Below are 12,699 nucleotides of genomic sequence, written 5' to 3' on the forward strand. Positions count from 1 at the left end.
GATTCAACTATACTTCGCGTCGGTATCATTTCCGGTTAGCCTGCAGGATTGCAGCGCGCGACCTCATATTTTTGCGCGCCATACGGCTATGAGCCGTGTCTTCCGATCCGGTGGTCGCCACCGCGATCCTCGACCGGCTCCTGCACCACAGCCACGTGCTGACCATCCGCGGCGACAGCTACCGGCTCCGCCAAGCGAAGAGCGGTCGCATCAAGCCGGCCGCCGCTGACGGCCCTCCGGTGGGCTCCGCCTCCTCCGTCCCGTCAGCGCGGCGGAGCCAACCTTCAACCGACATTTGAACCCAAGGATGAGGGCAGTTCTTCATGACGCAAAGGGGCAATTCCGCATGGCCTTTGACAGTGGAAAGGCTGGCAATTAGATTCGGCCAAGAGTCGAGTCCAACATAAGCCAGTCCGGTCCGGCGCGACGGGCTATGCTGAGAAAAGCTCCAGCTTCGCTGCCTCGATTGAGAGCTGCTGCCGCCAAACCCACGTCGGTTTGAGCATCGCAACCGAAACCGAAGGAGTCCGGCGCTCGGGATTTCCGAACAGAACCCACCATCAAGGGGCGGCGAGCGCGGGCATGGCGTGACTTGATTACGCGCCGAACAGAGCGCCGATCGGTGCCACTGAGGTCCTCCGATCTAGCCCCGGATGTGTGTGCCAGTCTCCGATATAGACGTGCGAACGCCCAGATTGATGGGACGTTTCCTCCTTGACTCGCAGGGCCGCTCCCTCGGAGCGGCCCTCTTATGAATAGTGTACGCAGCGTACGTGATCCACCCAGTGCATGGCATTCAAGCGTTATGGAAAGGCAAGCGCCTCATCGCGGCATGGGCGTCTTCATCACACTTAATTTGGCTATACGAGATCTACTGGCCGCGTGACGCGGTTCAACGGCGACTCCAGACCCGCAGAGCACATACAGGTCGAAACGAACGAGGGGCTGAGGGCTCACGTTTGGATTTGGGCACCCGGTCGAGGCGGAGCTCGACGACCTGTTGAGCGATTGTGCCGATTGTCACATCATCCGCTGCCCACAGACGTGCCCAAAACGAAAGCGGACACCTGGGCAATCGTTGCTGAGATCGCGTACACGAGATGCGAAATCCACAAGATGCTACATGATTAGAAAATTACGAGCCATCGAGCAAAAAGACCCGTTCCCATGAGCGACTCGTAAGCGCGCCGACGCCCTGTGGGATGGCCGCTGTGGGCTTCCCCAGGGAGATCTACTATACCCAACAGCATCTACGCGAACTTGCCGCCGTCAGAAGGCTCGCACCTTCGAACGTCCCCCGATCGAGATCGGGGGAACTTGCTCACGATCGACTCCGGCAATCTCTTACTTCTCGGCCGATCGCCGTGGGCAGCCGTCGCGCGAGCGCGTTCTCAGCCTATGTCTTCAGAGCGACTATCTGTCGTCTCTTCCGAGGGTCTGTTGAATAAGAGCTCGGAGACACATACCCCGGGCGGATCGGCAGGCATCAACCACCAGCTTCCAAGGTAAGTGTTGCGCGGGGTCTCTTTACTCGAGGCCGACCTGTCAGGAGAAATGCCCAGCCAGGAGCGCCACTTTGTCCACGACGACATCAACGATCCTCCTTTCGCGGATTAGCTAAACCAATACTCTCTCCGTGGCGTCGTATTCACCTGGCTAAACACCCCTATCGACGTGCCGATTGATTGTCGCGGCCGCTACGCCGACAGCTCGTTAAGTCTAGGGCACGTTGACCGGTGGTATGGACGCGGTCGGGAGCGGCACGATGCCATCGTGGTGCTGACCACGTGCCATCAAAATGGTCACAAACGCGAGAAGAAGAGGCAGAGGTCCTTGCATTAGTGAAAGCTCTGTCGCGGAAATGGGTCAGAGCGCCTGCGCACGCTAACGTTGGCAAGCAACGTTGTGGCGCACCTGAAACTCTTCAGCCGGTCCAAAGCGTCGACTCCTCAGCCGCAGTGATCTTACACTGTAATCCTGCCTTTTGCCGCAAGACGGCGAACTGTCCAGCGATTTCGCCGAAACAATGCGCGATTTAGCGGCAACGGCAGGATTGGTGCGCCGGATGGGCGTAGTAGTGTCGGGACTGTTTTGTCAGGGCTGTATCGTCAGGGCTGTATCGTCAGGGTTGAAGATCAGCGACTGCCACTCTTTTTTCCAAATTGCGACCGAAAACGATAATGCGCAATCTAGACCCCGTGTCAGGTAGAATGCTCGCATTGACGGCAGCCGGCCTCGGGCTGCTCTGGCCGAACCTGTTCGCCCGTGCCTTCATCTATCATTGACACACTCGTAGGGCCCTTCAGGTACAGCTTTTCGTCGAGAACCGTACAATGCTTGGCAGCCATCGCTCACTCCCGATGGCACCGCCCGGCTGGCTCGAAATCCAAGGCAGGCTTGGTATCACCATCGGGAGGGCTTTACTCTAGTTCAGCGCAAGACCTCCTGGGCGAACGAGTTCGATCCCGACTCTCTGCGCGATAAGTATATCTGGAAGAAATGGTTTCCTTCATTATGGACTATTTCGGCCATCATGGGTGGTGCCCAACGGGACGCCATCATTATTCGTACGTCCGGCCAGGCCCTGCCACCGCAAGAGGGGCTCCGCCCACTCGTAAAGAACATGGCGGCTGGATGGGCAGACGTTGATTACTCGCGAATCGCTGGCCCTATGATGGCCGCACGTGAGGACCAGATTCAGGGCAACACCATTCGCTCGTACTCTCGTTTGATGATCATCCAGGCGTGGCATATTCTGTCGGCGCCCCACAGGCCTTCCCGCTAGCAGTTTGCGATGGCAGCTCCATGCTCGACGATGATCTCCTTCAAATCAACTACAGCAAATTCGGCATCATGCATAAGGCATGGCATGCATATTTCAGCGATCGCCAGCGCTGGTACTACTTCCCGGAAATGACCTCAGACGAGTTCATTCTGTTCAAAGGTTATGACTGTGAGGACAACTATCCCCAGGTCATTCATGCCGCATTTGATAATCGTCGTGCGTACCCCAATGCAAAGCCGCGCAAGAGCGTCGAGGCCCGCTTCGTCGTCCTTTGACTGATGCTGCTGCGGCGGCTTAGGGCATCGGCAACTCCAAAGACCGCCCCTTCAATTAATGGAAGATGGCGCTCCCTAGATCCGGCCAGCAAGTGCGAGGGGGGCGCGCCGTCGATCCTACGGATCGAGACCCATTGCGAGACTTGCGTCGCGATCGCCGACATAGGCGGGCGGCGACTTAAGCTTCGGATGGCGCCTCAATGGGAATCGCAAAGCCCGCTTTTACCCGGTCCATGATAACCATTGTCTTGAATCCCTTGATGTCCGGATTTTCATAGAAGAAGACTCGGGTGAACTCCTCGTAGTCCTCCATGCTTTGTGCTGTGACGTATAGGACAAAGTCGGCCTCGCCAGTCACGTAAAATCCATTGACGACCTCCGCCGACGACTTGATGGCCTTTTTGAACCTGTCGACTATATCTGAACGCTCGCGCTCCATGATCACAAGCACTAGCATTTGGATTGGCCTTCCTACAGCCCGTGGCGAAACGATCGAGACATCAGCCTCGATGATTCCTTCCGAACGAAGCCTCTTCAGTCGTCGTTGACAGCCGGTCGCGGAAAGTCCCACCACCTCGCCTAGCGCCTCCGACGTTAGTCGGTTATTCTTTTGTATGACCTCAAGGATACGGGCATCTATTCGGTCATATTGTTGCATAGCTGGCCTCCCGTCTTCTTCCGGCGCACAATGGAGCGATCCTGCAGCAAAATAGCTCATCAGTCGCCAAATGCGATGAAAACATGCGCGATCTTACCATCGCGGCTCGCTATGGCAATCAATTGTGTGAGCGTCCTGATCAAGCTCTGGAGCGATCAGCAGTTACCAGCCTTTACGCGCGAGGACGCGCTTGTGGTTTTAGTAACCTCAAGCGCTGCGTTCGGTCTCGAGCCCTCAATGAGGAGCGAGCATACGGAGCAACTCCACTTGTTGCTCACGCGGCAAGGCACCCCCAAGAGGCGCATCTCGAGGCGCACGCAGCCCACCACAAGGCACAGAGCTTGGTCACATTGAGCTTAAGACGCGAGTGCGATGTAGCTTCCGAATCGACGAACGCAGCTCCTGGCCCCCGGTATGATGGAAAAAGCTAGCCATGCGGCAAAAGACCGCCTAGCAACCTGAACATGCCCTGGCTCTCACTGAACACGATCTTTCGCCTTATCAGCAGTTTTCCGGCGTTGCGGTTTCGCCTGCCTCATGATGATTGGAGGTTTTGGCTAGCCATTGGTCGCATCAAAAGCTTTCCGTCGCGGACCTTCAAGCAGGTTTACTTCGATGCAGGCTCGGATGTTAAAGAAATTCGGCTGAGCGACTCGATAGACTGCGGTAGCAGACCGGGATAGTCGGCGCTCAACAACCAGAGGGATCTCGACATATTGGGCGCGGCTCCGAAACAACTCTGGTCGAGGGCGCCCTCCAACAGTGAGATACGCTCGAAGGACTGCTCCAGCCGTCGGAGACTTTCGAAATGCCGTATTACTCTTTTGACCTCGTCATTGGCGAGGAGTACAAGAATCAGGGCGGGCTGATCCTTGAAAATATTGAGCTGGCGGCCGATCGGGCGCAGCAGCTGGCGACCGAGCTTTCTATCGTACATCCGGAGTTGAAGTTCAAAGGCTGTGCGGTGCGGGTGACCAGCAACGAGAATGCCGAAGTTTATCGGACGCCACTTGACCCAATTCCATCTTGGATGACGCCTCGCTCCTAAGCATCAGCACCGATCCAGAACAGCCGGTTGCGGCGTCATCTTTCCTGACAATTTGCCGACCCCGTCAGCTTCAACAGATCGTCGTGCACAGAGTACGGATATTTGTTCAAGACAGACGCGCCGGAGTGACTGTGGCTGCCGCAGCGCGCGGGTACAATCTCGGCCTGAGTCACAACGCTAAGTTGATTAGACGGCTCTGAGGCTTAGGCTCCGCCCCCTAACTTAGGTCGCCGTGCCGGACGACGTTGGAACAGGCTCCCGAGGCGATCTCCCGGGACTGCTGCTTCAAGCCACGTCGAAATGCGCGGCAACGCATCATCCCGCATAATTTCACCGCCTATAAGGCAATCTTCGCCGTCCTTATGCGCCTGCGCATATTACGACCGTGCTTAGCGACACGAACCGAGAATAAGAGGCCAATGGCTGGTCAGTTTACGGTCATGCAACCAGCCTCGGTATTTCCTGCTCAATCAAACCCCAGTTGCCAGGCGACCCGGAAGGGTAGCCTTTTGCGTTTGGGACGATATCTCGCAAGCATCGGGTATTGCGCCTCCCCGCAACCACCGATGCTTGAGATAGCAAATAGAGTCCCGGCCTCCGAAAGGAAGCCGGGGTTCCTCTTGCCTTCCGCAAACCGCAGGATCGCAGCGAGGTCGCCGCGTAGCGCAATCGCGAGTTCTTCCGTCTCGAGCACGAGTGGTGTCTGCAGCGCAGTGCTTGCCGCATTCGGGCGACCGGCTCAGCTTCCGGCAGCAGGAATCAAAGCGCAGGATTTTAGCGCTTGCTCAGAAAACCGCCTCTGTGCAAGACAATTGGTCCCTATCCGCGCAATAAGGGGAACCGCTGTGTGCAGCGTTACTTGCTCACACGAGATCTCGGTAGTGGTAGAAGCTGCAATCGGAAAGGGGCGTCCGGTCGGTTCGAGCAAAATACGTCGCGACGCGTGCGGCGGCCACTTCGGCATTCCCGTTCGTCAGGTGTAAGCGGCAAAGAGACCCCGTCTGGCGGAGTGGGGAGCGATCGGCTGTCGGCTGCGGAGTCTGTGAGCCGATGTGAGCTTCTATGTCTGTACCTAGTTCTGAAACTAGAACCGTCCATATGATCGAAGCGGTCGCCGAGCGTCTTGAGGGGCTCCGCGACAACTTCGCCGACGCTGGTCGGATGAGTTCAAGGCACAAGTGGTGGCAGAGGCGCTGGAGCCCGGCGCGAGTGTATCGGGGATCGCCCATCGGATCGGCATTCACCCGTCGCAGCTCTTCGCCTGGCGTCGCGATGCTCGGGCCGAACGAACTTACCCCTCGCAATCTTCGCGTCGCGAAGCCGCGATGGCGTGCATGTCACTGATCGAGATTGCCATTGGCGAGGTGGTCGTGCGCGCCGGCGTGGATGTCGACGAGGCGCATTTGCAGCGGGTGATCCGGGCGGTCCGTTCGGCATGAACCCCTCTGGTGTGAAGGTGTTCCGTAAGCGGCAAGCTGAGGCGGTCAGGCGGCGTGGTTCCATGGCATAAGCGCGTCGATTTCGCTGCTCGGCCAGCCGTTGGCGATACGCTGAAGCGCGAGAGCAAGCCAAGCCAACGGATCGACGTTGCTCATTTTCGCCGTCTGCAGCAGCGTTGCGATGGTCGCCCAGGTTCGTCCGCCGCCGTCGCTGCCAGCGAAGAGGCTATTCTTTCTCGTGATTGTTTGTGGCCTGATGGCACCTTCGACGATATTGGAGTCGAGCTCGATGCGGCCATGGGTCAGGAAGCGTTCGAAGATGGTACGGCGCGAGACGGCATAACGGATCGCCTCAGCCAGTTTTGATTTGTCGGAGACCCGCCGCAAGGTCTGCTGCCAGAAATCGAAGAGATCTGCGACGATCGCCGCGGAGGCTTGCTGGCGCGCGGCAACGCGGGTGTCGGGGCTTTGACCGCGCACGGATTTATCGACCTGCCAGAGCCTTGCCATCCGCTCGACCGTCGCCGTTGCCACTTCCGAGCTCCCTGCAACACGCAGCTCGTAGAACTTGCGCCTGCTGTGTGACCAACAGCCAGCCAATGTGATGCCATCATTGCCGGGATCTCGCGCGAGCTAGTTATAGGCGGCATAGCCATCCACTTGGAGGATGCCACGATAACCATTGAGATGCTGGACCGCGCATTCGCCGGAGTGGCTGTCTTCAAAACGATAAGCCACGATCGGGGGACCGTTACAGCCAAACGTTCGGTCATCCCTGGCATAGGCCCATAAGTAGGCCGTCTTTGTCGATCCGGAGCCCGGAGCGAGCGTCGGCAAGGTGGTTTCGTCGGCAAAGACCCGTTCGGCCTTCTTGACCTCGCTGAAGACGTAGTCGGCCACGATCTCGAGCTCGAAGCCGAGCTTGCCCATCCATTGCGCCATCAGCTGACGGTCGAGCTCGGCCTTGTCGCGGGGCGTAGATAGCCTGCTGCCGGTGGAACGGCAGGCCGTCGGCATATTTGGCGACCGCGATCTGGGCCAGAAGCGCTTCCGTCGGAACGTCTCCTTCGCGCGCACGACCACCTCGCCAATGGCAATCTCGATCAGTGACATGCACGCCATCGCGGCTTTGCGACGCGAAGATTGCGAGGGGTAAGTTCGTTCGGCCCGAGCATCGCGACGCCAGGCGAAGAGCTGCGACGGGTGAATGCCGATCCGATGGGCGATCCCCGATACACTCGCGCCGGGCTCCAGCGCCTCTGCCACCACTTGTGCCTTGAACTCATCCGACCAGCGTCGGCGAAGTTGTCGCGGAGCCCCTCAAGACGCTCGGCGACCGCTTCGATCATATGGACGGTTCTAGTTTCAGAACTAGGTACAGACATAGAAGCTCACATCGGCTCACAGACTCCGCAGCCGATAGCCGATCGCTCCCCACTCCGCCAGACGGGGTCTCTTTGCCGCTTACTTTACGTCTGCACTCATTGTCGGATCTTCGACATGTTGGACATGAGACAGAGCGTGCGGCCAGGGTGATCGTATTGTTCTGACGCGATTTTATCCTTTGGCACGACGCATGCAGGGCTATCCGCAAGCGCGCTGCGCTGCGGAGACGTCATCGCCGAACCTGTAGCAGGGGGCATAGCATGAGAGTTCCGGCCAAATTGCCGTCCAATCGACGCTTCGGCGTCACATTCTGCGCCGTATTTCTGGCGTCGGGCGCATACGCGGCCATCATGGGACGCCCCGCTGCGGCTTACGTGTCGCTCTTTGCGATCAGTGTCGCATTCGGCGGCATAGCATTGGCCGTTCCGCGAATTCTCGCGCCGCTCAACCTACTCTGGTTCTACTTCGGCGAGTTGCTAGGACGGATAGTGAGCCCGCTGGTTCTGGGTATCATTTATTTCGGGCTTCTAGCACCGATTGCCTTCGTCGCTCGCTTGCTCGGGCGCGACGAGCTTCATTTGAAGCGACGACAGGTCGCGAGCTACTGGATCATTCGCAGCCCGCCATGTCCGACAGGTCAGTCTTTCACAAACCAGTTCTGAGGCGCAGATGTATCTCTTCATCACGGAACTCTGGGCTTTCATGCGAGTTCGCAAAAAGATGTGGCTCGCACCTCTAGTTGCTCTCATGGTTGTCATAGCCGCTCTGCTCGTTCTGGCACAAGGCTCTGTCATTTCGCCGTTTGTTTACGCGCTGTTTTGACCGATGAATATCCTGGGCATCTCAGCTTACTACCATGACTCTGCCGCTTGTCTCGTTTCAGACGGCGAACTGGTAGCTGCCGCGCAAGAAGAACGCTTTACGCGGAAAAAACACGATCCAGGCTTTCCTGCCTATGCAGCTCGTTACTGTCTCAGCGCCCGAGGGCTATGTCCAGCCGACGTCGACTATGTCGTCTTCTACGACAAACCCTTTAGCAAATTCGAGCGGATCTTTGAAACCTATCTAGCTTTCGCGCCAAAGGGATTTAAGAGCTTCGCAACGTCGATGCCGGTTTGGTTAAAGGACAAGCTGTTTCAAAGAAGGCTGATTTCGGAAGCGCTGAACGAACATCTTGGGTGTGATACTGATTGGTCAAATCGACTTCGCTTTTCAGAGCACCATCTCAGTCACGCCGCGTCGGCGTTCTTCCCTTCGCCGTTTCACGAAGCCGCAGTGTTGACGATGGATGGAGTAGGGGAGTGGGCGACAACCTCACTTGCAATCGGTAAGGGAAGGGAACTATCGGTCTACAGGGAGATCCACTTTCCGCATTCAATTGGTCTGCTGTACTCAGCGTTCACCTACTACACCGGGTTCAAGGTGAACTCCGGTGAGTACAAGGTAATGGGACTGGCGCCCTATGGCGAGCCCAAGTACGTGCATCTGATAAAAGAGCACCTGATCAACATCAAAGAGGACGGGTCATTCCATCTGGACATGAGCTTCTTTGATTATTGTGCCGGACTAAGGATGACCAATGGTCGGTTCGATAAGCTGTTTGGTGGCCCGGCCAGACGACCGGAAGCTAGATTGACGCAGAGGGAGATGGATCTGGCGGCCTCCATTCAGGCGATTACCGAGGAGGTTGTCCTAAAGCTTGCAAGGGAAATCCGGACCACAACGGGGCAGAGAAATCTCTGCCTCGCAGGAGGAGTAGCACTGAATTGTGTTGCAAACGGAAAGCTCCTGCGCGAAGAGCTCTTCGATAACATCTGGATTCAGCCGGCTGCCGGCGACGCCGGCGGCGCAGTGGGCGCAGCACTCGCTGCCTACCATCTCATGCTTGAAAAGCCCAGGAGCATCCATTCGGGCGACAGCATGAACGGCGCGTATCTCGGGCCAGAGTTCAGCCAGTGCGAAATCGAAGAGAGCCTAGGAAGGGCCGGCGCGGTATTCACGATCGAAGCCGACGAAGCACTGATTGACAATGTCGCACATGCTCTCGTTGACGGTAAGGCGGTTGGTTGGATGCAGGGTCGGATGGAGTTTGGCCCGCGAGCGCTCGGCGGTCGCTCCATCATCGCTGACCCCCGCTCACCAACTGTCCAGAAGCAGCTAAATCTCAAGGTGAAATATCGCGAGTCTTTCCGTCCATTCGCGCCGAGTGTTCTGCGAGAGGACGTATCGGAGTGGTTTCAGCTGGAGTCCGACAGCCCATACATGCTCCTTGTGGCGGACGTGACGAGCAGGAAGCAATTGCCGATGTCAGAAAAGGAAAAGCAGCTCTTCGGCATCGATAAACTGAACGTCGCGCGTTCGGAAATTCCAGCCGTCACACACGTGGACTACTCCGCGCGCGTGCAGACTGTGCATCACACGACTAATCCGCGGTTTCATAGATTGATATCGAAATTCAAGGAGCTAACCGGGTGTCCCGTTCTCGTGAATACCTCGTTCAACGTGCGAGGTGAACCGATCGTCTGCACTCCAGAGGATGCGTTCCGCTGCTTCATGGGAACGGAGATTGAGCTGCTGGCCGTCGGCAATTCGCTCTTACGCAAGGAAGAACAGAGCAGAGCGCTGGTGAAGGACTATCGTAGTTCCTATGAACCCGATTAGAAAGTGAGGCGTCCAAAACTGTGTGCGCCTCGCAGGCATCGTGATTTTTATCCATCTCGCACGCAGCGCGCATTTCGAGAAAGCTTTTCTACATGGATATAAAAACCAAAAACGCAACCTTCGGAATGCACGTATGGCAGCAAATGATGCGCTACTGAGAAGAACCGCAGCGAGGAACAGGGTTATTCGCTTAGTCGCCCTGCTAAAGGGAACATGGGTAACTCTTGGTGTTGTTCTTCTTCTAATGACGATTCTGGAAGTATTGCTGACCTCTTACTACGAGCGAGAGGACAGAAATGAAATGCAAAGGACCGCTAAATCTAAAGCCAATTCTGGCGTATATGCAAATGCCAACTTAGCGGAACGGTACTTTGAAGAACTCAATGAGGCTGCGCCCTGGCCGTTGCCGTGGGCTTCATATACGCAATCACGAGGGTCAGACTATGCTGGCAAATTTATTAATGTAAACGAAGGCATTAGAAGAACGTGGAATTCCGAGGCAATCAACGAGGATGGGAGGGCCACGCTAAAAATATTCTTTTTTGGTGGATCCACTTTGTGGGGGGCGGGATCTAGGGACGAATTCACCATTCCCTCTCTTGTCGCCAAAAAGTTGGTCGAAAATGGAATCAACGCTAAAGTTACAAATTTTGCAGTCATTGGGGATGTAACTACTCAAAGTTTGATTCGCTTCGTTCTCGAATTAAGAACGCGGAATGTTCCCGATTTGGCGGTCTTTTACGGCGGACTGGTTGACGCTTGGTCCGCATGTCGGGAAGGAAAACCGGGCGTTCCGATTGGCAGCTCAAACCTCGAAAGAATATCTTCTGAAAAAGAGGCAAAAGCGCGTATGAGTATAAAGCTAGAAAATTTGGCGCTGATAAGATTGTTCGCTGGCAAAAGACAGCCAGTAGGGTGCTTGAAACAATTGGACGTGCTGTCCGACGGAGCTCTGGATGTCTATCTAGGGAATGTTCGGTTTATGGAGGCTATTTCAACGAGCTTATCCTTTAAGGCGCTATTTTACCTTGAGCCCGAGTTGTCCCAGAAAACACAAAGGACAAAATATGAAGAGGATCAGCTTTTAAAATACGAGAAGCGGCTTCCAGGATATAACGATCTTTACTCTCTGATGAGCAGAAAGTTGGTCAAGAGGGAATATGAGAGCTTGGGGCGAAACGTGATTCGCGACTTACGTACTACCTTTTCCGATGTTGCCAGACCAATTTACGTGGACCGCGGGCATTATGGCGAGGACGGAAATGAGTGGATATCTCGCAAAATTACAGCCGACATATTGGCAATATATGCTCCCGCGAAGTGAATCCACACCGGTCGCGGTAAGACTTCTTCAAACTGTGACAATCTTCACCGGCATCTCCGTCAGCGGTGTTTCCCGCCATCGTCGGGGGCGCTTTAAATTTGCGACATCGTGAGGCAGTCAGATGACCGTGAACCGACGGTGCTTTCTACGGACTACATTCGCTGGTGCGCTAATGACATCCGGCTTTCTTGCGTCCGATGCTTTTGAATGCACCCTTTCTGCAGAAGGCTCTAGTTCGCAGAGAATTCCAATTCTCATGAGCCACGGTATCGACAGTGTGCCGCGCTCAACAGAAAATGGATTTCGATCACTTTCAGCGGTCGAGTTCGACGCGCTCTACAGGATTGCACGAGAGCTCGGCTGTGAGACGATAGGCTACGATGAGCTTGAAAAGTGGCTCAAGGGAACAGGCAGCTTGCCTCGTCGACCATTGATGATCGACTTTGACCATCCGACGATCACGATGCGATATGAAGTCAACGACATCATGCAGCGATATGGCTTTCGGCCAACGTTGTTCGTCAATACCGCTGGAATTGAGGCCCAGGTTAGGGGGCCAGTCCGGAAGATAGAGGAGCGTCGATTCATGACATGGGACGAAGTTGGCGATCTGCTTGAGGCAGGGTGGCGCATCGGGGCTCATACTGTGAATCATCCAAACCTATCGGATTTGAGTGTACAAGATCCGACCGGAGCCAAGATTGTCGAGGAGTTGGACCAAAATAACGAAACCATCGAACGGAGGCTCGGGTTAAGTCCGCGGGACTTCGCGTACACTGGGACAAGCTTCAGTACCCAAGCGGAACGGGAGGTCAGGAGACGTTATCGCTTTGGTCGGCTGTGGATAATCAACGGCCAATGTAGTATTGACGGCAAACCAGCGCGCACGGCCGATGTGATGGGCATTGCAGGTGCTGATGAAGCTGACGGTGGTCCCCCAAAGGTGGGCCGATATATCACGTGCAACTCCAATCGTTACCGTCTACCCTCTATGGACACGAATTATCTTATCCACGATCAAGGTCCATTTCGCCGCTATCTTGAGGAAGCAAACGCATAAAGCCTTTGAGAAGTTTTTGTCTTCTCCCCGGGCGACTTACCTGTTTCAGTTGTTCCAACGACA

At 55.9% G+C, this 12,699-nt stretch carries 9 protein-coding genes and 3 pseudogenes; 9 read left to right on the top strand and 3 right to left on the bottom strand.

The genetic code is table 11. The features are described from left to right. Window positions 1-92: 92 nt before the first annotated feature. Window positions 93-327, top strand: a pseudogene (locus AB7008_RS08975) (ATP-binding protein); the annotation flags it as partial. 2,418 nt (window positions 328-2,745) lie between these two features. Beyond that, window positions 2,746-3,060 carry a CmcJ/NvfI family oxidoreductase gene (locus tag AB7008_RS08980; RefSeq protein ID WP_441258685.1) on the top strand — a complete coding sequence of 105 codons (315 nt, stop codon included), beginning with the start codon at window positions 2,746-2,748 and terminating at the stop codon, window positions 3,058-3,060. 178 nt (window positions 3,061-3,238) lie between these two features. Here AB7008_RS08980 and AB7008_RS08985 read toward each other — a convergent pair whose 3' ends face one another. Further along, window positions 3,239-3,718, bottom strand: coding sequence for an Lrp/AsnC family transcriptional regulator (locus AB7008_RS08985; RefSeq protein ID WP_441258686.1), 480 nt, complete (start codon window positions 3,716-3,718; stop codon window positions 3,239-3,241). 808 nt (window positions 3,719-4,526) lie between these two features. On the opposite strand from AB7008_RS08985, the gene AB7008_RS08990 reads away from it, so the two are divergent. Both AB7008_RS08990 and AB7008_RS08995 read left to right on the top strand, forming a co-directional pair. Beyond that, a complete protein-coding gene (locus tag AB7008_RS08990; RefSeq protein WP_441258687.1) occupies window positions 4,527-4,766 on the top strand; it encodes a hypothetical protein in 240 nt (79 codons plus the stop codon). Between the two features lie 1,181 nt (window positions 4,767-5,947). Then, on the top strand, window positions 5,948-6,205 hold the full coding sequence (locus AB7008_RS08995) for a transposase (protein ID WP_441258688.1): 258 nt from the start codon (window positions 5,948-5,950) through the stop codon (window positions 6,203-6,205). Between the two features lie 45 nt (window positions 6,206-6,250). Here the strand turns inward: AB7008_RS08995 and tnpC are convergent. Together tnpC and AB7008_RS09005 are read right to left on the bottom strand one after the other, a co-directional pair. Continuing rightward, window positions 6,251-7,274, bottom strand: a pseudogene (gene tnpC / locus AB7008_RS09000) (IS66 family transposase); the annotation flags it as partial. A 134-nt stretch (window positions 7,275-7,408) separates the two neighbouring features. Beyond that, window positions 7,409-7,474, bottom strand: a pseudogene (locus AB7008_RS09005) (transposase); the annotation flags it as partial. A gap of 377 nt (window positions 7,475-7,851) precedes the next feature. Between AB7008_RS09005 and AB7008_RS09010 the strand changes: the two are divergent. The 5 genes from AB7008_RS09010 to AB7008_RS09030 all read left to right on the top strand — a co-directional run bounded on the left by AB7008_RS09010 (window position 7,852) and on the right by AB7008_RS09030 (window position 12,636). Beyond that, a complete protein-coding gene (locus AB7008_RS09010; RefSeq protein ID WP_441258689.1) occupies window positions 7,852-8,253 on the top strand; it encodes an SxtJ family membrane protein in 402 nt (133 codons plus the stop codon). A 7-nt stretch (window positions 8,254-8,260) separates the two neighbouring features. After that, window positions 8,261-8,413 (top strand): DUF5989 family protein, encoded by a 153-nt coding sequence (locus AB7008_RS09015; protein ID WP_441258690.1) that lies wholly within the window; start codon window positions 8,261-8,263, stop codon window positions 8,411-8,413. Window positions 8,414-8,416: 3 nt separating this feature from the next. Next, complete coding sequence (locus AB7008_RS09020; RefSeq protein ID WP_441258691.1) at window positions 8,417-10,252, top strand: carbamoyltransferase family protein; 1,836 nt, start codon at window positions 8,417-8,419, stop codon at window positions 10,250-10,252. A gap of 40 nt (window positions 10,253-10,292) precedes the next feature. Then, complete coding sequence (locus AB7008_RS09025) at window positions 10,293-11,576, top strand: hypothetical protein (RefSeq protein ID WP_441258692.1); 1,284 nt, start codon at window positions 10,293-10,295, stop codon at window positions 11,574-11,576. 256 nt (window positions 11,577-11,832) lie between these two features. After that, on the top strand, window positions 11,833-12,636 hold the full coding sequence (locus tag AB7008_RS09030; protein WP_441258693.1) for a polysaccharide deacetylase family protein: 804 nt from the start codon (window positions 11,833-11,835) through the stop codon (window positions 12,634-12,636). Window positions 12,637-12,699: the final 63 nt, after the last annotated feature.

This window comes from Bradyrhizobium sp. 521_C7_N1_3, from assembly GCF_052075975.1.
Lineage (GTDB): Bacteria > Pseudomonadota > Alphaproteobacteria > Rhizobiales > Xanthobacteraceae > Bradyrhizobium > Bradyrhizobium japonicum.